The sequence below is a fragment of the Bradyrhizobium sp. sGM-13 genome (assembly GCF_018398875.1).
Lineage (GTDB): Bacteria > Pseudomonadota > Alphaproteobacteria > Rhizobiales > Xanthobacteraceae > Bradyrhizobium.
In genome coordinates this window covers 60270-81346 of the sequence record NZ_JAGWDK010000009.1, presented here as the reverse complement: position 1 = coordinate 81346, position 21077 = coordinate 60270, and the positions used below count along the sequence as shown (strand labels likewise).

At 62.6% G+C, this 21077-nt stretch carries 22 protein-coding genes; 13 read left to right on the top strand and 9 right to left on the bottom strand.

Features of this window, described 5'->3' with window-relative positions; genetic code table 11:
• Positions 1-103: 103 nt before the first annotated feature.
• Positions 104-1474, top strand: coding sequence for a LysM peptidoglycan-binding domain-containing M23 family metallopeptidase (locus KJQ96_RS15480; RefSeq protein WP_213287470.1), 1371 nt, complete (start codon positions 104-106; stop codon positions 1472-1474).
• Positions 1475-1612: 138 nt separating this feature from the next.
• On the opposite strand, the gene KJQ96_RS15475 is transcribed toward KJQ96_RS15480, so the two are convergent.
• The gene (locus KJQ96_RS15475) at positions 1613-2599 is read right to left on the bottom strand and encodes an ATP-binding protein (protein ID WP_213287469.1); all 987 of its coding nucleotides are present in this window, start codon (positions 2597-2599) and stop codon (positions 1613-1615) included.
• Positions 2600-2793: 194 nt separating this feature from the next.
• On the opposite strand from KJQ96_RS15475, the gene yajC reads away from it, so the two are divergent.
• From yajC to KJQ96_RS15450, 5 genes are read left to right on the top strand one after another with little or no spacing between them, the layout of a single operon-like run.
• Positions 2794-3156, top strand: coding sequence for a preprotein translocase subunit YajC (gene yajC / locus KJQ96_RS15470; protein WP_028345926.1), 363 nt, complete (start codon positions 2794-2796; stop codon positions 3154-3156).
• 48 nt (positions 3157-3204) lie between these two features.
• The gene (secD, locus tag KJQ96_RS15465) at positions 3205-4806 is read left to right on the top strand and encodes a protein translocase subunit SecD (RefSeq protein ID WP_213287468.1); all 1602 of its coding nucleotides are present in this window, start codon (positions 3205-3207) and stop codon (positions 4804-4806) included.
• Positions 4807-4816: 10 nt separating this feature from the next.
• Positions 4817-5839, top strand: a complete 1023-nt coding sequence (secF, locus tag KJQ96_RS15460; protein WP_213287467.1) for a protein translocase subunit SecF — start codon at positions 4817-4819, stop codon at positions 5837-5839.
• Positions 5840-5841: 2 nt separating this feature from the next.
• Positions 5842-6225 (top strand): Mth938-like domain-containing protein, encoded by a 384-nt coding sequence (locus KJQ96_RS15455; protein ID WP_213287466.1) that lies wholly within the window; start codon positions 5842-5844, stop codon positions 6223-6225.
• Positions 6222-7085 (top strand): phytoene/squalene synthase family protein, encoded by an 864-nt coding sequence (locus tag KJQ96_RS15450; RefSeq protein ID WP_213287465.1) that lies wholly within the window; start codon positions 6222-6224, stop codon positions 7083-7085. Before KJQ96_RS15455 ends, KJQ96_RS15450 begins: the two co-directional genes overlap by 4 nt.
• Positions 7086-7264: 179 nt before the next feature.
• On the opposite strand, the gene KJQ96_RS15445 is transcribed toward KJQ96_RS15450, so the two are convergent.
• From KJQ96_RS15445 to KJQ96_RS15425, 5 genes are all read right to left on the bottom strand, one after another.
• Positions 7265-8368: a serine/threonine protein kinase gene (locus KJQ96_RS15445; protein WP_213287464.1), complete on the bottom strand. Its 1104-nt coding sequence runs from the start codon at positions 8366-8368 to the stop codon at positions 7265-7267.
• A gap of 4 nt (positions 8369-8372) precedes the next feature.
• Positions 8373-9806: a methylenetetrahydrofolate--tRNA-(uracil(54)-C(5))-methyltransferase (FADH(2)-oxidizing) TrmFO gene (gene trmFO / locus KJQ96_RS15440; RefSeq protein WP_213287463.1), complete on the bottom strand. Its 1434-nt coding sequence runs from the start codon at positions 9804-9806 to the stop codon at positions 8373-8375.
• Between the two features lie 120 nt (positions 9807-9926).
• Positions 9927-10079 carry a DUF1127 domain-containing protein gene (locus tag KJQ96_RS15435; RefSeq protein ID WP_074832357.1) on the bottom strand — a complete coding sequence of 51 codons (153 nt, stop codon included), beginning with the start codon at positions 10077-10079 and terminating at the stop codon, positions 9927-9929.
• Positions 10080-10568: 489 nt separating this feature from the next.
• The gene (locus KJQ96_RS15430) at positions 10569-11381 is read right to left on the bottom strand and encodes a lytic transglycosylase domain-containing protein (RefSeq protein ID WP_213287462.1); all 813 of its coding nucleotides are present in this window, start codon (positions 11379-11381) and stop codon (positions 10569-10571) included.
• Positions 11382-11598: 217 nt separating this feature from the next.
• The gene (locus KJQ96_RS15425) at positions 11599-12504 is read right to left on the bottom strand and encodes a DUF2189 domain-containing protein (protein ID WP_213287461.1); all 906 of its coding nucleotides are present in this window, start codon (positions 12502-12504) and stop codon (positions 11599-11601) included.
• 296 nt (positions 12505-12800) lie between these two features.
• On the opposite strand from KJQ96_RS15425, the gene KJQ96_RS15420 reads away from it, so the two are divergent.
• Both KJQ96_RS15420 and KJQ96_RS15415 read left to right on the top strand, forming a co-directional pair.
• Positions 12801-13181, top strand: coding sequence for a DUF3597 domain-containing protein (locus KJQ96_RS15420; protein WP_213287460.1), 381 nt, complete (start codon positions 12801-12803; stop codon positions 13179-13181).
• A gap of 158 nt (positions 13182-13339) precedes the next feature.
• Complete coding sequence (locus KJQ96_RS15415) at positions 13340-14131, top strand: fumarylacetoacetate hydrolase family protein (protein ID WP_213287459.1); 792 nt, start codon at positions 13340-13342, stop codon at positions 14129-14131.
• Positions 14132-14194: 63 nt separating this feature from the next.
• Here KJQ96_RS15415 and KJQ96_RS15410 read toward each other — a convergent pair whose 3' ends face one another.
• A complete protein-coding gene (locus tag KJQ96_RS15410) occupies positions 14195-14467 on the bottom strand; it encodes a GNAT family N-acetyltransferase (RefSeq protein ID WP_309142421.1) in 273 nt (90 codons plus the stop codon).
• A gap of 382 nt (positions 14468-14849) precedes the next feature.
• Here KJQ96_RS15410 and KJQ96_RS15405 point away from each other — a divergent pair, with 382 nt between their 5' ends.
• From KJQ96_RS15405 to KJQ96_RS15395, 3 genes are all read left to right on the top strand, one after another.
• A complete protein-coding gene (locus KJQ96_RS15405; RefSeq protein ID WP_213287457.1) occupies positions 14850-15251 on the top strand; it encodes an SPW repeat protein in 402 nt (133 codons plus the stop codon).
• 386 nt (positions 15252-15637) lie between these two features.
• Complete coding sequence (locus tag KJQ96_RS15400) at positions 15638-17227, top strand: acyl-CoA synthetase (RefSeq protein ID WP_213287667.1); 1590 nt, start codon at positions 15638-15640, stop codon at positions 17225-17227.
• 4 nt (positions 17228-17231) lie between these two features.
• Complete coding sequence (locus tag KJQ96_RS15395) at positions 17232-18089, top strand: PCC domain-containing protein (protein ID WP_213287666.1); 858 nt, start codon at positions 17232-17234, stop codon at positions 18087-18089.
• Positions 18090-18216: 127 nt separating this feature from the next.
• Here the strand turns inward: KJQ96_RS15395 and KJQ96_RS15390 are convergent, their stop codons facing one another.
• Both KJQ96_RS15390 and KJQ96_RS15385 read right to left on the bottom strand, forming a co-directional pair.
• The gene (locus tag KJQ96_RS15390) at positions 18217-18909 is read right to left on the bottom strand and encodes an outer membrane beta-barrel protein (protein WP_309142420.1); all 693 of its coding nucleotides are present in this window, start codon (positions 18907-18909) and stop codon (positions 18217-18219) included.
• Positions 18910-19308: 399 nt separating this feature from the next.
• Positions 19309-19632, bottom strand: a complete 324-nt coding sequence (locus KJQ96_RS15385; protein ID WP_213287456.1) for a hypothetical protein — start codon at positions 19630-19632, stop codon at positions 19309-19311.
• 79 nt (positions 19633-19711) lie between these two features.
• Here KJQ96_RS15385 and KJQ96_RS15380 point away from each other — a divergent pair, with 79 nt between their 5' ends.
• Positions 19712-20482, top strand: a complete 771-nt coding sequence (locus KJQ96_RS15380; RefSeq protein WP_213287455.1) for an AAA family ATPase — start codon at positions 19712-19714, stop codon at positions 20480-20482.
• A 217-nt stretch (positions 20483-20699) separates the two neighbouring features.
• The gene (locus KJQ96_RS15375) at positions 20700-21026 is read left to right on the top strand and encodes a PRC-barrel domain-containing protein (RefSeq protein ID WP_213287454.1); all 327 of its coding nucleotides are present in this window, start codon (positions 20700-20702) and stop codon (positions 21024-21026) included.
• Positions 21027-21077 lie beyond the last annotated feature (51 nt).

Here is a 21077-nt window from a genome sequence, read left to right as displayed (position 1 = left end):
GGATTGGCGGTTCCCGCCAACATCTTATTCCAAGGGTTAAGCGGTTATTTACTCGGTACGTGTTTACTCAAAACAGTATTTTGTTGCGTACGAGTGAGTAACCATGTCCCGTGTAGCCGAGTTGCTTCGCTCGCGTCGGGTGCCGCAGGCCGCGGTGCTGGCGCTGATGTCGGTCGGCTTTGCCGGCTGCAGCGCCGATATGCAGACGCGCTTTTCCGATAGCTCGTTCTCCAATCCCTTTGCTTCTCAGCCCGAAGCGACAGGTTCGGTGCGCGCTCCCGCTGTCGAACGCCGCGAGCCGCCGCAATATGCCCGGCCGCAGGCCTCGACCCCGCAATATCAGTCCCAGGACCTGCCGCCGCCCGCGGTCACTGCGCCGCAGGCCTATCCCGCCAACTCGGGCGGGGTGTCGGGAGGAGGGCGCGGGATTTCGTCCTATGCGCCGCCGTCCCGTTCGCCCATCGAGACCACCGCCACGGTGCCGCCGCGTTCGGTGGCTGCAGCGCGACCATCCGCGCCGGGCGGCACTACGATCATCGTCGGCACGAGCGACACGCTCGACATTCTGGCCAAGCGCTACAACGTTTCAGCCGCTGCGATCCTGCAGGCCAATGGCTATAAGGGCCCGCGCGTGCTGTCGCCCGGCCAGCAACTGATCATTCCGCGCCAGACGGCGACGGCAGCGCCCGCGCCGGCCCTCGCGCCTGCGGCCAGCAAGCCGGTTGCCGCGGCGGCAGCGCCGAGCGTCCATGTCGTCAATCGCGGCGATACGCTGATGAGCATCGCCCGGCGGAATCAGGTTTCGGTCAGCGAACTCGCCAGGGCCAACAATCTCGATCAGTCCACCAAGCTCAGCCTCGGCATGAAGCTGACCGTGCCCCGTTCGAAATCCGCCGCCGCAGCACCAGTGGCGCAGCCCGTTGCTGCAGCTCCGGCCCAGCCGGCCGCAGCGGTTGCGGCACCGGCCACCAAGGTAGCCTCGGCCGGTGGTCCGCCGCAGAGTGCGCGGTTGGCCCAGGCGACCACCAGCGTCACCGAGGAGAAGCCCGTCGTCGAGCAAGCCTCGATCAAGCCCAGCGAAGCCACCGGCGCGCTGCCGACCTTCCGCTGGCCGGTGCGCGGCAAGGTGATCACGAGCTATGGCGCCAAGACCAACGGCAAGTCGAATGACGGCATCAACCTGGCGGTGCCGGAGGGAACGCCGGTGAAAGCCGCGGAAGATGGCGTGGTCGCCTATTCCGGCAACGAGCTCAAGGGCTACGGCAACCTGGTTCTGGTGCGGCACTCCAACGGTTACGTCACCGCATATGCCCATGCGAGTGAACTGCTGGTGAAGCGCGGCGATACGATCAAGCGCGGCCAGATCATTGCCAAATCGGGTCAATCGGGCGAGGTGGGGTCGCCGCAGCTCCACTTCGAAATCCGCAAGGGATCTTCACCGGTTGACCCGCTTCAATTCCTGAACGGGGCGTGAGGCTTCGTGTCCCGGACGCGGTGCAGCGGGACGCTGCGCCGCAGAGCCGGGACCCATCGCAGAGCGTGCCGTGAAGTTTGGACGCCGATTCTGCAGCGCACCGCTATGCGCTGCGCAGCGCCCGGGGAACGCAGTCCTTCATGACTTCCCGGCCAGCCTCACGCCAAGCCTTCCGGCCAATTCCTGCGTGAACTGCCAGGCGACGCGCCCCGAGCGGGAGCCGCGCGTGGTCGACCATTCCAGCGCCTCGCGCTCCAGCTCTTCGTCGGCAATCTTGATGCCGAAATGGCCGCAATAGCCGCGCACCATGGCGAGGTACTCATCCTGGCTGCAGCGGTGAAAGCCGAGCCACAGGCCAAAACGATCCGATAGTGACACCTTCTCCTCGACGGCTTCGCCCGGATTGATCGCGGTCGAGCGTTCGTTCTCGATCATCTCGCGCGCCAAGAGGTGCCGCCGGTTCGAGGTGGCGTAGAGGATGACATTGTCGGGGCGTCCCTCGATGCCGCCCTCCAGCACCGCCTTCAGCGATTTGTAGGAGGCGTCGTTGCCGTCGAAGGAGAGATCGTCGCAAAACACGATGAAGCGGAAATCGGAGCTGCGTAGGAGGTCCATCAGGCCGGGCAGGCTCTCGATATCCTCGCGGTGAATCTCGATCAGCTTGAGCCGGTCAGCCGGCTTGCGATCGACGTTGATACTGGCATGTGTCGCCTTCACCAGCGACGACTTGCCCATGCCGCGTGCGCCCCACAGCAGCGCATTGTTGGCGGGCAGGCCATCGGCAAAGCGCTCGGTATTTTGGATCAGGATGTCGCGCATCCGGTCGATGCCCTTGAGCAGGCCGAGGTCGACGCGGCTGACGCGCGGCACCGGCGAAAGGCGCCCCTCGGGATGCCAGACAAAGGCATCGGCCGAGCCGAACGCCTCGGTGCCTCCCGCCGCCGGCGAGGCCGCAGAGAGATGGCCGGCGATCGCTTCCAGCGCGCTGGCGATCCGCTCGGCGGTGGCGCCGTTAAGCCGGTTTGCCGGACCTTTTGTCGCGGTTTTCGCTGGTCTTCGCGAGGCGGCCTTGGGGGCGGCGCGGGGCGCTGTTTGAGCCGCAGTTTTCTTGACTTTTTTCGACATTTCCCGAGTTCCTGACGGGGCAGCCTTAACGGGCCTTGGAAGCTCTCGCAAGCGGCCTAAATGAGGGGGCGGCCAACGTTGCAATTGGGCCCGCCGCCGCTATAGTCCGCGCAAATTTACCCGGACCGGCGACATGCCCAGGATGCTGTGCCCAGGCATGGCCGGTTCTTTTCCGTCTCACGAGGATTGTTCGAATGCTGATTACCCCTGCGTACGCCCAGGCTGCAGCCGGTGGCGATGCCAACAGCATGTTGATGTCGCTGCTGCCGTTCGCACTGATCTTCGTGATCATGTACTTCCTGATTCTGCGACCGCAGCAAAAGAAGATCAAGGATCACCAGGAACTGGTCAAAAACATCCGCCGCGGCGATACCGTCGTCACCTCGGGCGGCCTGGTCGGCAAGGTGACCAAGGTGGTGGACGACGACCAGATCGAGTTCGAGATTTCGGACGGCGTCCGCGTGCGGCAGATGCGGCAGATGATTTCGGGTGTTCGCGCCAAGGGCGAGCCGGCCAAGGAAAAGAGTGAAGCCAAGGACGAGACGTCCGCGAGCTGAGTTTTCCGCGCCGCTTGTCGCGGCGCATTTTCCTGACGGGTCTACTCGATGTTGTATTTCTCGCGGTGGAAGGCGCTGGCGATCATTCTGACCGCGCTGATCGTCTGCCTGTTCGCGGTTCCGAACTTTTTTTCCCAGGAGCGGGTGAAGACCTGGCCGGTGTGGGCGCAGCGCCACATCGTGCTCGGCCTCGATCTGCAGGGCGGCTCGTACCTGCTGCTCGAAGTCGATTCCAACTACGTGAAGAAGGAAAAGCTCGATCAGGTGCGCGACGAAGTCCGTCGCGTGCTGCGCGACGCCAAGATCGGGTATACAGGCTTGGCCGTGCGCGCCGACGCCGTCGAGGTCCGTGTCAAGGAGAGTGACCAGCAGGCGGCCCTCACCAAGCTGCGCGAGCTGTCGCAGCCGCTTGGCGGCCTGCTCGGCTCCTCAGGGCAGCGCAGCCTCGAAGTCTCCGATGCCGGCGGCGGCCTGTTCCGTCTCACCGTGCCGCAAGCCGCCATCACCGAGCGCATCCGGCAAACGATTGAACAGTCGATCCAGATCGTCGAGCGCCGTATCAACGAACTGGGCACGGTCGAGCCCTTGATCCAGCGGCAAGGCACCGATCGTATCCTGGTCCAGGTACCGGGATTGCAGGATCCAACCGACCTGAAGCGCATCCTTGGTCAGACCGCCAAGATGGAATTCCGCATGGTCGATCCGTCGGTATCGCCGGATCAGGTTCAGTCGGGGCGGGGGGTTCCGGCGGATTCGGAAGTCTTGATGAGCGAGCAATCGCCCAAGGTTCCCTACGTCATCAAACGGCAGGTGCTGGTGTCGGGCGGCGACCTGACCGACGCGCAGCCGGGCTTCGACCAGCGCACCAACGAGCCGATCGTGAACTTCAAGTTCAACAGTTCGGGCTCGCGCAAATTCGCGCAGGCGACGTCGGAAAATGTCGGGCAGCCCTTTGCCATCGTCCTCGACAACAAGGTGATATCCGCACCCGTGATCCGTGAACCGATCACCGGCGGCCAAGGGCAGATTTCCGGCAGCTTCACGGTGCAGGCGGCCAACGAACTCGCGCTGCTAATGCGTGCCGGCGCACTGCCGGCGCCGCTGACCGTGATCGAGGAGCGCACCGTCGGTCCCGGCCTCGGGCAGGACTCAATCGAGAAGGGCAAGCTCGCAGCCTATGTCGGCTCGATCATGGTCGTCGCATTCATGCTGCTGACCTACCGCCTATTCGGTGTGTTCGCCAACATAGCGGTCGCCATCAACGTCGCGATGATCTTCGGCATCCTGTCGCTACTCAACGCCACGCTGACGCTGCCCGGTATCGCCGGCGTCGTGCTGACGGTCGGCATCGCGGTCGATTCCAACGTGCTGATCTATGAGCGCATCCGCGAGGAGCTGCGCGGCGGACGCAATGCGATCTCGGCGATCGACGCCGGCTTCAGGCGGGCGCTGGCGACTATCTTGGACTCCAATATCACCACCTTCATTGCCGCAGCGGTGCTGTTCTACATCGGCACCGGCCCGGTTCGTGGCTTCGCCGTCACGCTCGGCATCGGTATCATCACCACGGTCTTCACAGCGTTTACGCTCACCAGCCTGATCGTCGCTGGCTGGGTGCGCTGGAAGCGGCCGAAGACCGTGCCGATCTAGGGACCCCACTGTGACTCAATCTATTCTCATTGCGCTGGGCGTTCTGATCGTCGTGCTGACCGTGGTCGCCGTGTTCGATCTGTTGCCGCCGCTGCGCATCGTCCCTGACGTCACGCATTTCGATTTCACGCGCTTTCGTCGCATCAGCTTCCCAATCTCTGCGGCTCTTTCGATCCTCGCGATCGTGCTGTTTTTCACCCACGGGCTGAATTTCGGCATCGACTTCAAGGGCGGCACGCTGCTTGAAGTGCAGTCCAAGTCCGGTTCCGCCGATATCGGCACGATGCGCGCGTCGCTGAGCAATCTTGGCCTAGGCGACATTCAGTTGCAGCAATTCGGCGGTCCGGCCGACGTGCTGATTCGGGTAGCCGAGCAACCCGGCGGCGACGCCGCGCAGCAGGCTGCGGTGCAGAAAGTCCGCGGCGCGCTCGGCGATTCCGTTGAGTATCGCCGCGTCGAAGTGGTGGGACCGCGCGTTTCCGGCGAATTGCTGGCTTACGGCATGCTCGGCATGATGCTCGCGATTTTCTCAATCCTGATCTATCTCTGGTTCCGGTTCGAATGGCAGTTCGCGCTCGGCGCCATGATCGCCAACGTCCACGATATCGTGCTGACGATCGGCTTCATGTCGATCTCCCAGGTCGACTTCGACCTCACGAGTATTGCCGCGTTATTGACGATTCTCGGTTACTCCCTAAACGATACGGTCGTGATCTACGATCGCATCCGGGAAATGTTGCGGCGTTACAAGAAAATGCCGATGCCGCAACTGCTGAACGAATCCATCAATTCGACACTGTCGCGCTCGATCATCACCCACGTCACGGTAACGCTGGCGTTGCTGGCGCTGTTGTTGTTCGGCGGTCACGCGATCCACAGCTTTACGGCCGTCATGGTGTTCGGGGCGCTGCTGGTTGGCACCTACACCTCGATTTTCATCGCCGCGCCGATCCTGATCTATCTGGGCGTTGGTGAGCACCGCGAGGCGCCGGATACGCCTGTGAAGAAGCCGGATACGCCGGCAAAGAAATAGTCATGGCAACATCCTCGGACGCTCCGCACCTTCCGAGGCCGGCACCGATCGAGGCCTATGGCAAGGGCGGCTTCGCTTTCGCCGACATGTCGCATCGCGGCTCGCTGCTGTGCCTGCCGGACGGCATCTGGGCCTGGCCGGTGACCAGGCCCGCCGAGATCGATCAATATTCGCTGGACCGCGTGTTCAAGGCGGCCAATTCCATCGATACGCTGGTCGTCGGCACCGGCACAGAAATCTGGCTGCCGCCGAGCGGGCTGCGCGAGGCGCTGCGTGCGGTCAGGGTGGTGCTGGACCCGATGCAGACGGGGCCGGCGATCCGCACCTACAACATCATGCTGGGCGAGCGGCGGCGCGTCGCTGCGGCGCTGATCGCGGTGCCATGAGCGCCACGGCGACGTCGAAAGAATCCGCTGCGTTCTGCGCCGATCTGGTGCGCACGCACGACTTTGTCCGCTATGCCTCGACACTGTTCCTGCCTCAGGTCCAGCGCCGCGCACTGCTGTCGATCTATGCCTTCAACGTCGAGATTTTGCGCGTGCGCGAGCAGGTCAGCCAGCCGTTGCCGGGCGAAATCCGGCTGCAATGGTGGACCGATATGCTGGTAGGCGCCGGCCATGGCGGCGTCGAAGGCAATCCGGTTGCAGCCGAACTCCTGCAGACCATCGGCGAATTCCGCCTGCCGGTCGAGCCGCTGTCGCGGCTGATCGAGGAGCACCAGTTCGACCTCTACAACGATCCAATGCCGTCGATGGCGGCGCTGGAAGGCTATGTCACCGACACCGCCTCGGCGCTGTTCTCGTTGGCTGCGCGGACTGCAGCACAGCCGTCGGTGGCGATCGACCATCTCTCCCGCCATGCGGGTCTCGCCCAGGGCATGGCGCAGGTGATCGCAGCGCTGCCGCTCGATGCTGTGCGGCGGCAATTGTTCGTGCCGCTGCAACTGCTGCAGCAACATGGCAGCGGGATAGAGCAGGTCTTTTCGGGCAAGCAGACGCCACAGGCGCGCGCCGCGATTGATCAGTTGATCGGAGAGGGGCAAAAACATCTCCGTACGGCCTTCGAGTTGCTCACGCATGTGCCGCCTCAAGTGCGGCCGGTATTCCTGCCGCTGGCGATGGTCCGCCGCGATCTGGATCATATGTCACGGGCTGACGTCGATCCGTTCGTGCCGCACGTAACGTCACGACTCCGGACGCTGTGGACGCTTTGGCGCGCTTCGCGCTCGCGGGAGTTTGGCGGGTAAGGGGCTCCTGGCGTTCCCTGGATGCTGCGCAGCGCCAACAGCGCGTTCACGCGCGTCTTCGACGCGCTATGCTTGCGACGTGGTGCGCTGCTGATCCGGGGTCCATCATTGCCGCCAAGTGGGTCCCGGTTCTGCGATGCAGCGCGAAGTGCGCTGCATCGCGCCCGGGACACGAGCAATCAGTTCGATTGCGAATTCAATTCGCTACTCTCAAAATTGAACCGATCGCGCAGATTCTTGCGACTCTCCAGAATGTCCTTCAGGAACGCGCGGTCGATATCGCTCGTGATCAGCGGCTCGATCAGGTCGAGCTGGTTCATCGCGACGAGCTGCAGGATCTCGGTGCGCGGCTTGCCGGCGGCATCGCGGGGCAGGGCATGCACCACCTGGATATGCTCCGGCGCTTTGACGCCTTTGGCTGATGCGAGCTCGCTGCGCAACTGCCTTTCCAGTGCGACCTCGTCGGCCTCGACGAATGCATAGAGCCCGACGCCGGTGCGGCGGTCGGCGAACGCGACGATGGCGGTATCGCGCACCTGAGGATTTTTCCTGATCAGGGCGCTCAGCACCGGCGCGTCGTTGACCAGCCGGCGGCCGCCGCCTTCGCGATCGGTGAAGTTGAACAGTCCGCGGGTGATGGCTTGGTAGACCTTCTTGCCGGTCTTGAGCCAGATGCTGGCGACAAAGGATTTGCGCGCCAGAATCTTGCGTTCCATCGGCGTCAGCGCGGCAGGCGCGTAGCTGCGCTTGTGCTTCAGCATATGCCGCAGATCTTCGTAAGCCGCGATCCGGAATAATCGGCTGCGGGACTTGAAGCACGCCGCGAGTTGAAAATCGGTGAGGTAAGCGCGGCCGTCGCGGCCCACCAGCCAATTCTGCTCCTTGGCGAGATCGTTGTGGCAGATGCCGGCGCGGTGCAGCTTGCGAAGGGCGAGCTTGGCGGAGCGGAAATAGGCGATATTGCCATGGGGCTTTGCCAGATGCAGCGCAACGCCGTCGATGAAGCCGCGCACCAGTACCCGCCGTCCAGCCCATAGCAGTCTCGGGCTAACGTCGAGATCGCGAGCCAGCGCCAGGGCTCGGCGCTCGCGGACGAACAGATGTTGGGCGAGCGGATAGGACCACAGCGGCACCTGATCGAGCCGGCGCAGCACGGCATCCACCTCGCCGCTATCCTCGCGAAACCGGCCGCGTTCGACGGTGGAGAATACGTCGCGCTTCAAAAGCACGCCTTCAATCCATCGCGCCGACAAAATGGCAGCGTCGTCTTTCGGCAAGCCCATGGGATTACGCGGCCGCCGCTACGCGCAGATGATCAGCGATCCAGCGATCGAGATCGGTCAGCGCACGGGCACTGAGCGCCTGCTTCTTGGCGACCGTCTTCTCGTTGCCGCGCAGCCTGCTGCCATCGGCCTTCTTGGTCGGCACGCTGGCAAGCGGGGGAAACAGGCCGAAATTGATGTTCATCGGCTGGAACGAGCGCGTGCCCGCCTCTGACGTTTCGATGTGGCCGCCGGTGATATGGCCGAGCAGCGAGCCCAGCGCCGTCGTCGCGGGCGGCGATTCGAGCGAGTGTCCTCGCGCATTGGCTGCAGCGTAGAGCCCTGCGATCAGGCCGATGCTGGCGGACTCCACATAGCCCTCGCAGCCGGTCATCTGGCCGGCAAAGCGCAGCCGTGGCTGCGCGCGCAGCCGCAATTGCCCATCCAGGAGCTTTGGCGAGTTCAGGAAAGTGTTGCGATGCAGGCCGCCGAGCCGGGCGAATTCGGCGTTCTCGAGCCCCGGAATGGTGCGAAACACGCGCTGCTGCGCGCCGTAGTTCAGCTTGGTCTGGAAACCCACCATGTTGTAGAGCGTGCCGAGCTTGTTGTCCTGTCGTAGCTGCACGATGGCATAAGGTTTGATTGTCGGGTTGTGCGGATTGGTCAATCCTACCGGCTTCATCGGCCCGTGCCGCAATGTCTCGTGGCCGCGTTCGGCCATCACCTCGACCGGCAGGCAGCCGTCGAAATAAGGCGTATTGGTCTCCCAGTCCTTGAAATCTACCTTCTCGCCGGCGAGCAATGCCGCGACGAAGGCGTCATACTGCTCCTTGGTCATCGGGCAGTTGATGTAATCGGCGCCAGTGCCGCCAGGCCCGACCTTATCGTAGCGCGACTGAAACCACGCCACCGACATATCGATGGAATCCTTGTGCACGATCGGTGCGATCGCATCGAAGAACGCCAGCGCGCTCTCGTCGGTGAGTTCGCGGATGGCGTCCGCCAGCGGCGCCGAGGTGAGGGGGCCGGTGGCGACGATCACGTTGCCCCATTCGGCCGGTGGTAGACCGGCAATTTCGGCGCGGTCGATCTCGATGAGGGAATGGTCGTGCAAGGCCCGGGTGACGGCGGCGGAAAATCCGTCGCGGTCGACCGCCAGCGCCCCGCCCGCGGGCACCTGGTTGGCGTCGGCGGAGCGCATGATCAGCGAGCCCAGCCGGCGCATCTCGGCGTGCAGCAGGCCCACGGCGTTGTTGGCGGCGTCGTCCGAGCGGAATGAGTTGGAGCAGACGAGTTCGGCCAAGCCCTCGGTGCGATGGGCCTCGGTCATTCGCGAGGGGCGCATCTCGTGCAGGACCACGCGAACGCCTGCATTGGCGATCTGCCAGGCCGCTTCCGAGCCGGCAAGGCCGCCGCCAATCACATGGACGGTGTCAGTTTGGGGAGTGTTGGAAATCATGCGCGCAGGGTTAGCGCGTTTTCGCGCCTGGCGCACCTACGAAGCGCTTCCAAGCGAAGCAAACGACAACGCCCGCAGCGGGGCGGGCGTTATCCGTTCATCCAGGTGGCTGAGCAATGATCAGCCGTTATAGCTTCCGGCGGCAACGCGCGGGATGTCCGAACGATCAAGGCCGATATCGGCCAGTTCCCGATCGCTGAGCTGGGACAGTTCGCTGACATTGCGCTGATAATCCCGGAACGCCTGGATCATGCGGATGAGCGAGAGCAACATGGTAGTCTCCTTGCAGTTACGATTCAGCCCTTAGAGAACGGCTTCATCGTTGAAATGAATATAACTCGTTTTTTGCAGTGCAGAACTTCTTATGTTGCGATGCAGCTAATCCCAAAACGCATAGCGATGGTAACGACCGTTTAACGTTTCGGCATAGTCGCGGATTAGTCGGCAGAAGCACGTGATGGCGTGCGCCGAACATGCAAAGTAATGCCGTAGATTTGCGGGTTTCTCGTAATCGTCAGATAACCCTTAACTGGCGACCAAAGAGGCCGGAAACCAGCTCGAAGGCTCTCAAGGGCGACAAAACGTGCCACAAATGCCGACGCTTTTGGAATCTTCTCATGCGCGAACCGCATGCTATTTGCAGAATGAATTGAATATTAATTCATTATTACGGTAGACAGTCGCAACGCGGCCGCCGCAGTGGCAGCCTTAGTGAATGGGCCGGCCTGCAAGGCTCACCACGGCCAGCCCTCTGAGTTCGTGTTAAGGCGCCCGCGAAAGCTGTGTCGCGAAATAGCCGATGGTCTTTGCGTAGACCTCGCTCTTGTTCCACTCCTTGATCGCAGCGAAATTGGCGCCGCCGGGCTCCCAGTCCTTGCCGCGCTGCCAGCCGTGGTTGGCGAGGAAATTGGCGGTCGAGGCCAGCACGTCGGGCGGGCTGCGCAGGAGGTCACGGCGGCCGTTGCCGTCGAAGTCGACCGCGAACTTGATGTAGGACGACGGCATGAACTGGGTCTGGCCGATTTCGCCGGCCCAGGCGCCGCGCATTTCCTGCGGCGCGATATCGCCGCGTTCGACGATGCGTAGTGCATCCATCAACTCGGCCTTGAACATGTCGGTGCGGCGGCAATCATAAGCTAGCGTCGCCAGCGCGCGCAGCGTCGGGAATTTTCCGATGTTGACGCCGAAATCGGTTTCCAGGCCCCAGATCGCCACCAGCACTTCGCCGGGCACGCCATATGCTTGTTCGATGCGCCCGAGCACGGAGCCGTATTGCTTGAGCATGTTGGACCCACGCGTCAGCCGGGGCGGGACCATACGGCCGGAGAATTCCTCAAAACTCTGGCTGAAGACCTTTTGCGATTGGTCGCGGGCCAGCACGCTCTTGTCGAGCGTGACGCCGGTCAAGCCGGCCTGGATGGCGGACGCCGATATTCCCTTGGAGGCCGCCTCCTTCTTGAAATCTTCCAGCCATGTTTCGAACGGGGCCGTGCCGCAGGGCGCACCGAGCGCGGCAGTAGAGGTCAATAACAGCGCGCCCAAGGTCAGGGCGCGCAGGAAAAGGCGAGAGATCATCGTGTTGTTCGCTCCACGATCGATGCGTCTTCAGCATTAGTGTTGACGCCACGCCGAATGTTCGAAGCAAGGTCGGCCAAAACAAGGCTTATGTAGGTGCCCGCAATGCCATTTCGTTGAATGTGCTCAATTCATCGTTAGTGAGAGATGAACAATCAAACCGCCGGTCGGATTCGACCGGCGGATTGATCGATCAGGTTCCGTGCAGGCCTATACGCTATTCCCTGCGCCGCCATGGGAACAGATTGGCCGGGAAGTCGGCAGCAGGCTTGCGTTCGCGGTGCGCGCGGGGCGGAAGCGGCTGCGGGTTGAGTTCCGGCTCGATCGTCTCCCGATAAAGATGCCAGGTAGCGTGCCCGAGCAGCGGGATGACGACCGCAAGGCCGAGGAAGAACGGCAACGTTCCCGCGACCAGCAGCACCGCGACGATCAAGCCCCAGGCCGCCATCGGCACCGGGTTGTGCGCGACCGCGCGCAGCGAGGTCACCATCGCATCGCCAGCGCCCGCATGACGGTCCAGCATCAGCGGGAACGAGACCACGCTGATGCAGAGCGCGACGAGGGCAAACAGGAAGCCGACGCCGCAGCCAACCACGATTAGCCACCGGCCTTGTGGTGTCGTCAGCACGCGCGTCGCGAAATTGGAAAAGCCGGTCACGCCCTCATAGCCGAACGCAGCGATGTAGATCGCCTGCGCGGTCGCCACCCAGGTCACAAAAAGTGCCAGCAGCAGCACGCCGAACCCGAGCATCGCGCCGAACGACGGCGAACGCAGCACCTCGAGCGCATCCCAGGCAGTTGCCTGTTCGCCGCGTTCGCGACGGCGGCTCATCTCGTAGAGGCCGAGCGCCGCGAATGGGCCGATCAGGGCGAAGCCTGCGGCCAGCGGAAACAACAGCGGTATGACAGAATAGCCGAGAACGGCGCGTGCCAGCACCAGTCCGAGAATGGGATAGATCACACACAGGAGGATGGCGTGGCTTGGCACTGCCTTGAAATCTTCCCAGCCGCGCCGCAACGCGCGACCCAGTTCGGCGAGGCCGATGGTTCTGATGACTGGCGCGGCAGCGGCATCCGCTGCGCGCTGCGCCATCGATGTGACATTGCCGTGATAGGTGGCCATGGTCGCTGTCTCCCTGGCGGTCGCATTGCGCGCCAATCGAAAGACACACACGCGCCGTTTTCATAAAACGATCACGATCAGGCCAGACGCGAAGACAGAGGTGGGAACTGGCCGTGTCGCGAACTGTCGAGATAGGGTACTCTCAACCAGCAACAAACGCACTCACGCTTAGGTGAATGTTTCATTGGCAAGCTCCGCCTGGGTGGTTAGACTTCCAAGCGATCCCGGCGTGGTGCTGCCGGTCAAAACAGTGCCGCCCAAGACTCACCCCATCCTCAACTCATTGGGAGCGAACGATGAGCATTTTCGGAAAAATCATGAGCGCGATCTTCGGCACCAAGGCAGATGCCGCGCCGGCTGGCGGCGGTGCGGCTGCAGGAGGCGGATCATCCTCCGGTGCGGCCGCTGCACCTGCGGCGACTGTCGACGTCGCGCCGATCCTCGATCAGGCAGTCAAGGCCAAGGGTGAGAAGCTGGAGTGGCGCACCTCGATCGTCGATCTGATGAAGGCGCTCGACATCGATTCCAGCTTCGCAGCGCGCAAGGATCTTGCGAAAGAACTCGGCTACACCGGCGACAGCAACGATTCCGCCAGCATGAACATCTGGCTGCACAAGCAGGTCATGGCCAAGTTGGCCGCCAATGGCGGCAAGCTGCCGCCTGATATCAAGCACTGACGCTTCGCTCGGTCCTGACATGCGAAGGTCCGCGGCGGCGCGGGCCTTCTTTTTTGGTGCGATTGTAACGCAGCAAACGCGTCAACGGCATCTACTTCGTGGAGAAAACGCCGTAGATGCAGGCGGACAAGAAGACTCATAAAAGAAGGAGGATGCCAATGAGCAATGTTGATCGCAGGACCATTCTGGCCACGGGCGCGCTGGCGCTGGCGGGTACGGCGGCGCAATGGGGCACTGCCGCAGCGCAGGCCGGCCCGAAATCGATTTTTCCGGTTGGCACGACGACCATACCCATCGTCGGCGAGACCGATGTTTTTCCGGTGCGGCGAATCTATTGCATTGGGCGCAACTATGCCGCGCATGCCCGCGAAATGGGTTCGGATCCCAATCGCGAGCCGCCGTTCTTCTTTCAAAAGCCGACCGACGCGATCCAGAATGTAGCCATCGGAACGGTTGGCGATCATCCGTATCCGTCGCTCACCAAGAACTATCATTATGAGGTCGAGCTGGTGGCGGCGCTGAAATCGGGCGGCACCAAGATCCCCGTGGAGCAGGCGCTCGATCATGTCTACGGTTATGCGCTGGGCCTCGACATGACGCGGCGCGATCTGCAGCGTGCAATGGGCGACGAGAAGAAGCCATGGGAAATCGGCAAGAGCTTTGATCGCTCCGCGGTGCTCGGACCGATTCATCCGGCCACGAAGACCGGCCATTTTAGCAAGGGCGCGATCTCGCTGGCGGTGAATGGCACCGTCAAGCAAAACTCCGATCTGCGGAATATGATCTGGAACGTGGCGGAGCAAATCGCCAAGCTTTCGGAAGCTTTCGAGCTCAAGGCGGGTGACATCATCTATTCGGGCACGCCGGAAAATGTCGGTCCCGTCGTGAAGGGCGACGTTATCCTGTGCAGGCTCGAGGGCCTGCCGGATATGTCGATCCGGATTACGTGAGAGTGCCACCTATCGCCGTCGCCTCTGCGTTTCGCAGGGACGACGGTGGTTTGGTGTGCCACGTCACCCCGTCAGATCGGCGAATTCCGGATTTCTGCGCAGATAATCCACGACAAAGCCGCAGCCGGCGATGACCTTGCGTCCGTCGGCGCGGATCAGTTCGAGGGCGCCCCTGATCAGCTTAGAAGCGACGCCGCGGCCGCGCAGGGCGCGCGGCGTTTCCGTATGGGTGATGATGATCGCCGCGGGCGTGATGCGATAATTCGCAAACGCCACGGCGCCATCGACATCGAGTTCGAAGCGGTTTTGAGCCTTGTTGTCGCGGACGGCGGCCACGTAGCGATTCCCGTATGATTCACTGCTTGATTTAGAGATATGAACCCGCCGGCGCAAACCGGCGACGAACGGACAACTGCCTCGCTGATATGCTGTCTTGAGCCTTGACCCCTGCATTGCTGGGCATCGCGGTGATATCGTCGCAACCGGCCACCTCAACGAGCCGGCTGGGGCCAGCGCGAGAGCGCGTAGTGGCTCGGTGCAGTGCAATAAGGACGCGCAATCGCACAGGAACTTTGCCGGCGACACCTTGCAACCGGGGGCGAGGTTCCTACGTCTTTAGAATGACATACGCCGCTGTGGCGGCCGGGTCTGGGCTCGATATCGGAAATACTGTGATCGCGGCCGCCGACGTATGCCTCTTTTCAAGGGGAGGTTTACAATGTCGGGCTTTGGATTCTTCAGCAAGCATCGCACGTGGGAAGACTGGTTCGGCATGCTGCTTGGCGTGCTGATTGTGGTATCTCCGTGGTTTCCGTTCTCCAGCCACGACGTGATGGACGCCGAACGCAGCACCATGATCCTCAATACGTTCGTGATCGGTATGCTGGTCTTCGGTCTGGCCCAACTCGAATATGTCGCACTGCAGCGCTGGGAGGAGGTGGGGGAGATCGCGCTCGGCCTCTGGTTGGCCGCTTCGCCCTTCATACTCGGGTATGCCGGTGACGACATGCTTCGGGCTTGGCACGTCGCCCTCGGTGGAATCGTCGTCTTGCTGGGCGCACTTCAGCTCTGGCAGGACTGGCGCTTGAGCGATCAGGAACTGGCCAATCATCCGCAATAAATTCTGAAGAGCCGAGAGCCCGTCGGGTCCACACACGTGGCTGGCGGGCTCTCGTTTCAATTCTAATTCCTAATGAGACGATAAGCAGCGCGCGGACCGACCACGGGCTGCCGTCGACGCCACCCTTGATGTGGTCAATCTTCCATTGGCCGACGAAAATCATTTGCGCGGGGTTATGGACGCGAACGCGTGGCTGGATAATGGTGGCGTCGGCCCGCTGGCGGGAGACTATCACGGCCGGTAAGCCGACGGCGGATTTGAGCTCACAGCGGCCTTTCTGCTATCGTTGCCGTGAGATGTTCTATGTCTATTTTCCGAAGCGTGGTGGTTGATTCCCTGTGACTGAAACGGTGACCATTCCTATCCCGCGCGGCGGTCTCGCGCGGATGTCGCGCCGGGTGATGAATCTGGCGCATATACTGACCCAGAATGCCCGCCGCCATGGCGACCGCATTGGCTTCATCTGGGGCGATAGATCCTGGACTTGGCGCGAGATCGATAGTGCCGTGTCGGCTCTGGCCGCAGGCCTCGCCGCGCGCGGTATCGCCAGGGGCGATCGCATCCTCGTGCACTCCAAAAATTGCGACGAGATGTTCTGGTCGATGTTCGCGGCGTTTCGGCTCGGCGCAGTCTGGGTACCGACCAATTTCCGCCTGATGCCGGACGAGGTCGCCTATCTCGCCAGCGCCTCCGGTGCGAAGGCCTTTTTGTGCCATGGCGATTTTCCCGATCACGCTACAGCGGCGGCCAATCCGGCGCTCGAATTCATCTGGCGGATCGGTGATGGCGCCCTCGGCGAGAAGGCGGTCAGTGACGTGATCGCCGAGCATGCCGGCGCCAAGATAGAGAATGCGGCGGTCGACTACGACGATCCCTGCTGGTTCTTCTTTACCTCCGGCACGACCGGGCGCTCCAAGGCCGCGGTTCTTACCCATGGGCAGATGGCCTTTGTGGTGACAAATCATCTCGCCGATTTGATGCCGGGCACGACGGAGATGGATGCCTCGCTGGTGGTCGCGCCGCTGTCGCACGGCGCCGGCGTGCACCAGCTCGTACAGGCGGCGCGCGGCGTACCGACCATTCTGCTGCCGTCGGAAAAATTCGACATCGCCGAGGCGTTTCGGCTGATTGAGGCCCATCGCGTCAGCAACATCTTTACCGTGCCGACGATTTTGAAGATGATGGTCGAGCATCCGGCGGTCGACAAATATGATCATTCCTCGCTGCGCTTCGTGATTTATGCCGGCGCGCCGATGTATCGCGAGGACCAGAAGGCCGCGCTGAACAAGCTCGGCAAGGTGCTCGTGCAGTATTTCGGCCTCGGCGAGGTCACCGGCAACATCACGGTGATGCCGGCCAGTCTGCACGACACGGAGGACGGCCCGCAGGCCCGCATCGGCACCTGCGGTTTCGAGCGCACCGGCATGCAGGTGTCGATCCAGGGCGATGACGGGCGCGAGCTCAAACCGTTCGAGACCGGCGAGATCTGCGTGATCGGCCCCGCCGTGTTCGCCGGCTATTATGACAACCCAGAGGCTAACGCGAAGGCGTTTCGCGACGGCTGGTTTCGCACCGGCGATCTCGGCCACATGGACGAGGAGGGATTCGTCTATATCACTGGCCGCGCCTCCGACATGTACATCTCCGGCGGCTCCAACATCTATCCGCGCGAGGTCGAGGAGAAGATTCTCACCCACCCCGCGATCGGCGAGGTGGCGGTGCTCGGCGTGCCGGACCCGTTCTGGGGCGAGGTAGGGGTCGCCGTCTGCGTCGCGCGCGAGGGCGCTGCTGCTGTGAGCGAAGCGGAGCTTGCCGCGTTCCTCGCGCCCAAGGTGCCGCGCTACAAAATGCCGAAGCGCTTCTTCTTCTGGGAGGCGCTGCCGAAATCCGGCTATGGCAAGATTCCGAAGCGGCTGGTTCGCGATGAGCTGGAGGCGAGGGGACTGCTTGAGCTTGTTGCCAAAACGGGTAGCTGAGCCGATGCGCAGCATCGCGCAGCCCGGGCCGCCCGCGTCCGAGCGCATCCAATGGGTCGAGGCGCAGGGGCGGGCGTTCTCGTTCACGCTGCAGGCGGATCTGCCGCTGCTAGAGGCTGCGCGCCGCGGCTTTGCCGAAGCCGGATTTTCCGGCGGCGTGTTGAGCATGCGGGGAGGGGCACTCGGGCCGTTTGCCTATGTCATGCCGGCGCTGTCGAAGACCGGCGCCAATGCCGCCTTCTACAGCGATACGTTCCGGCCGTCCGGCATCACGCGGCTGAAGCTCGGCGCGATGACGCTCGGCGAGCGCGACGGCGCGCCGTTCTTCCATTGCCACGGGCTGTGGACCGAGACGGACGGACATCTGCACGGCGGCCACATTCTTCCCGAGGAAAGCATCGTCGCCGAATCATTCGCGGTGGAAGCATTCGGCATCGACGGCGCGATGTTTGTGGCCGAGCCCGATCCCGAGACCAACTTCAAATTGTTCGGTCCAGTGGCGTGCGCGAGCACGGCCGCCGAGACCACCAGCCGCGCCTTTGCGCTGCGGCTGCGGCCGAACCAGGATTTTGCCGCGGCGCTGGAGACCTTCTGCCGGCAACACGGAATCCTGCGCGCGCGGATTCACGGCGGCGTCGGCTCCACCATCGGCGCGCATTTCACCGATGGTCGAACCGTGGTGCCGTTTGCAACCGAGCTTGCGATCAGGGACGGCCTGATCGCGCCCGGCGCTGACGGCACGTTGCATGCGGAGCTCGATGTCGCGCTGGTCGATTATCTCGGCGGCATCGCCGAGGGACGGCTGATGCGCGGCGACAATCCGGTGCTGATGACGATGGAGCTGGTGCTGGAGGTGGTGTGAGCTCGTCATGACTGCCGTAGGGTGGGCAAAGGCACGCAGTGCCGTGCCCACCATCCGGCGTCATCACGATCTGCAGATGGTGGGCACGCTTGCGCTTTGCCCACCCTACAGTTCTCGACTTCTCGCCTCACCTGAAGTGATAGTTCACGCCGACTTTGATGGTGTGAAAATCGACCGTACCGGAGTCAAACACGTCGCCGCCCAGATTGTAGGTTTCGCTGCCGAGGCTGGTGAACATGTATTCGGCCTTGGCCGACCAGTTCGGCGTGAACAAATATTCGAGGCCGCCGCCGATGGTGTATCCGGTGTGAGACTGGCTATCCGAAAGCGACACGCCGAGCGCGGGCACTGAAATGGAGTCCTTTCTGTTGGCCCACGCAAAACCGCCCTTGGCGTAGATGAGGGCCGCATCCAATGCGAAGCCCGCGCGGCCGGTCACGCTGCCGAACGAGTTGATCTTGAGTTCCTCCGTGGCCAGGACGCCCCCGCCGATGTCTGCGGTGAGGCTGTCCTTGATGCTGGCGCCGGCGGCGTCGACTTCGATACCGAAAACAAACTGACTGCCTGGGAATTGCCAGTTGTAGCCGATAGTGCCGCCGCCGAAGCCGCCGCCACCATCGCCTTCGCTCTCCCAGCCATAGCCACCCATCGCACCGATATAGAAGCCGGACCAGTTATACGCCGCAACCACCGCCGCCGGGGGAGCCGCCTTGGCGTAGGGCCGCGCCCGCAGGTCGGCGGCCGAGGCCGCGGTCGCGACCGAAAGAGCCACACCAGCTAAAAGTAGTCGTTTCATATTTTGTCCCCTGAAGTTGAACACTCGTATAACCCCCTGCAGGCCCCATAACGGACCGATTGCACCGGCATGGTGACGTATCGTTTTCGGAAAGCGGGCGCGAATGCGCCCCCAAAGAGCCGTCTGCAAGCAACGTTCGTGCAAATGTGAGAACGTCGTTCGCAGGTTAACCATACGTCATGTATGCCGGCAAAAATTGGACCGAAGCGCGTTCGCTCATTGGCGCGGACAGGTTGCTATTTCGACAGCAGTGCGGCGACGTGTGGCGTAAGACACGTTCGCGATCTGCGAGAGAGAGAGAGACGCGCCTCGTAGGGTGGATGGAGCGACGTGTCCGCCGTCACCAACGGGCGAAGGCGGAAGCGATACCCATCAATGGCGGTGCACGCTTTGGAGCGTGAATACGGGCAGGCAGGCCTCGTGTCAGCGCCGCTTTCGAACATGAACGTTGATGTCGAGATCGATCTCGTAGACGCAGGTCTGCGTCGTGCGATGCGAGCGGCCCTCGTGCCAGCGGCCCTCGCGCGTGCGCGCATCTCTGACATTCGCGAGCTTCAGGCAGCGCCATTGCGGCAGCGGGCCACTGCTTTCGCCGGCAAACTGCCAGGCCAGCACGACCTCTTCACCGCTCTTGTTGGTGCCGATGATGTGCGGGCATAGCTCGCGGACGCGGCCGTCATAGGCGCAGACGACCTGCTGCTCGCCGAGGATGGCATTGCGGAAGAGGGTGTAGGCAGCACTCGGCATCGGCAGGGTACCATCTAGGATTGTACGGCATTGTCTGTATAACCGTTCCGAATGACTTTGTTCCGCGGGGCTGCGAACCATGGCTTACAAGCGCAATCGTGCGATCAATCTGCCGGCGCCGTACCTCAAGCGCATCTGGCTGGAGCCGGCACGGATTACCAACCGCGAGGTCTATCCGTTCTGCCTGCCGCTGCTGCGCGATGAGTTCGAACTGACTTTCAACAAGGCGATCACCATCATCGTCGGCGAGAACGGCACCGGCAAATCGACTTTGCTCGAAGGCATCGCTGTGCTTGCCGGCTACGACGAAGCCGGCGGCGGCAAGGGGTACATGCCCGTCGATCATTCGAAGGCGTTGGAGAAGATGGGTGGAACGTTGTCGACCGCCCTTCGCGCGAGCTGGCTGCCGAAGATCACCAACGGATGGTTCTTCCGTGCCGAAAGTTTCTTTTCGGTCGCCCGATATCTCGATGAAGCAGCCATTGGAACGCCCGGCCCGCCGCCTCCCGATTTCCTCTCGCACTCCCACGGCGAAGGCTTTTTGCGCTTCTTCGAAGAGCGCTGCCAGCGGCAAGGCATCTTCATCTTCGACGAGCCGGAATCCGCGCTCTCGCCATCGCGGCAGATCGAGTTTCTGAAACTGATGCGGCGGATGGACGAGATCGGCCATTGCCAGATCATCATGGCCACCCATTCGCCTGTCCTGATGGCCTATCCGAACGCGACGCTGCTGCGGCTGACAAAGTATGGGCTGGAGCCGGTGACGGTGCGCGAGACCGACCACTACAAGGTCCTGCGCGAATTTTGCGACGATCCGGATGGATTCGTGCAGGCGGCGATCGAGGAGTGAGGGTTTGTAGGGTGGGTAGAGCGTAAGCGAAACCCACCATGTTGCATCGTACGACGACTTTGATGGGTATCGCTTCCGCCTTCGCCCGTTGGCTACGGCGGACACGTCGCTCCACCCATCCTACGGTAACTGCAGACTTTGTCGCAGGCTGGATCATCTACTCCGGGCTCGGCTGTGCTATTATATCGACCGAACAAAGGAAAACAGGGAGGTCGCCATGCCTCATACCCTGGTGCCCAGTGATCGCGTCGAGCGTGTGAACGTGTACGGGCGCGACGGCACAAAACTCGGCTCGATCGAGCGATTGATGCTCGACAAGGTGAGCGGAACGGTTGCCTACGCTGTGATCAAAACCGGCGGGCTGCTCGGCAGCCACCATCATTATCCGATCCGCTGGGACGCGCTCCGATTTGATCCCGCGCGTCAGGCCTACCAGACCGACGTGACGCTGGAGGAGCTGCATACGGGCCCGTCCGAACTCGATGACGATGCCTTCGACTGGGGCGACCGCTCGCGGCCGCATCCGCACTATTGGGGGGTGTAGCGGCGCCAGCGGAGTGACCTGCTCGCGGGGAGGAAGAAACGGCGGATTACG

Bases quoted from the DNA above. Each gene is read 5' to 3' on its own strand.
- KJQ96_RS15480 (WP_213287470.1), top strand. From the start codon at position 104: ATGTCCCGTGTAGCCGAGTTGCTTCGCTCGCGTCGGGTGCCGCAGGCC.
- KJQ96_RS15475 (WP_213287469.1), bottom strand. From the start codon at position 2,599: ATGTCGAAAAAAGTCAAGAAAACTGCGGCTCAAACAGCGCCCCGCGCC.
- yajC (WP_028345926.1), top strand. From the start codon at position 2,794: ATGCTGATTACCCCTGCGTACGCCCAGGCTGCAGCCGGTGGCGATGCC.
- secD (WP_213287468.1), top strand. From the start codon at position 3,205: ATGTTGTATTTCTCGCGGTGGAAGGCGCTGGCGATCATTCTGACCGCG.
- KJQ96_RS15455 (WP_213287466.1), top strand. From the start codon at position 5,842: ATGGCAACATCCTCGGACGCTCCGCACCTTCCGAGGCCGGCACCGATC.
- KJQ96_RS15450 (WP_213287465.1), top strand. From the start codon at position 6,222: ATGAGCGCCACGGCGACGTCGAAAGAATCCGCTGCGTTCTGCGCCGAT.
- KJQ96_RS15445 (WP_213287464.1), bottom strand. From the start codon at position 8,368: ATGGGCTTGCCGAAAGACGACGCTGCCATTTTGTCGGCGCGATGGATT.
- trmFO (WP_213287463.1), bottom strand. From the start codon at position 9,806: ATGATTTCCAACACTCCCCAAACTGACACCGTCCATGTGATTGGCGGC.
- KJQ96_RS15435 (WP_074832357.1), bottom strand. From the start codon at position 10,079: ATGTTGCTCTCGCTCATCCGCATGATCCAGGCGTTCCGGGATTATCAG.
- KJQ96_RS15430 (WP_213287462.1), bottom strand. From the start codon at position 11,381: ATGATCTCTCGCCTTTTCCTGCGCGCCCTGACCTTGGGCGCGCTGTTA.
- KJQ96_RS15425 (WP_213287461.1), bottom strand. From the start codon at position 12,504: ATGGCCACCTATCACGGCAATGTCACATCGATGGCGCAGCGCGCAGCG.
- KJQ96_RS15420 (WP_213287460.1), top strand. From the start codon at position 12,801: ATGAGCATTTTCGGAAAAATCATGAGCGCGATCTTCGGCACCAAGGCA.
- KJQ96_RS15415 (WP_213287459.1), top strand. From the start codon at position 13,340: ATGAGCAATGTTGATCGCAGGACCATTCTGGCCACGGGCGCGCTGGCG.
- KJQ96_RS15405 (WP_213287457.1), top strand. From the start codon at position 14,850: ATGTCGGGCTTTGGATTCTTCAGCAAGCATCGCACGTGGGAAGACTGG.
- KJQ96_RS15400 (WP_213287667.1), top strand. From the start codon at position 15,638: ATGTCGCGCCGGGTGATGAATCTGGCGCATATACTGACCCAGAATGCC.
- KJQ96_RS15395 (WP_213287666.1), top strand. From the start codon at position 17,232: ATGCGCAGCATCGCGCAGCCCGGGCCGCCCGCGTCCGAGCGCATCCAA.
- KJQ96_RS15385 (WP_213287456.1), bottom strand. From the start codon at position 19,632: ATGCCGAGTGCTGCCTACACCCTCTTCCGCAATGCCATCCTCGGCGAG.
- KJQ96_RS15380 (WP_213287455.1), top strand. From the start codon at position 19,712: ATGGCTTACAAGCGCAATCGTGCGATCAATCTGCCGGCGCCGTACCTC.
- KJQ96_RS15375 (WP_213287454.1), top strand. From the start codon at position 20,700: ATGCCTCATACCCTGGTGCCCAGTGATCGCGTCGAGCGTGTGAACGTG.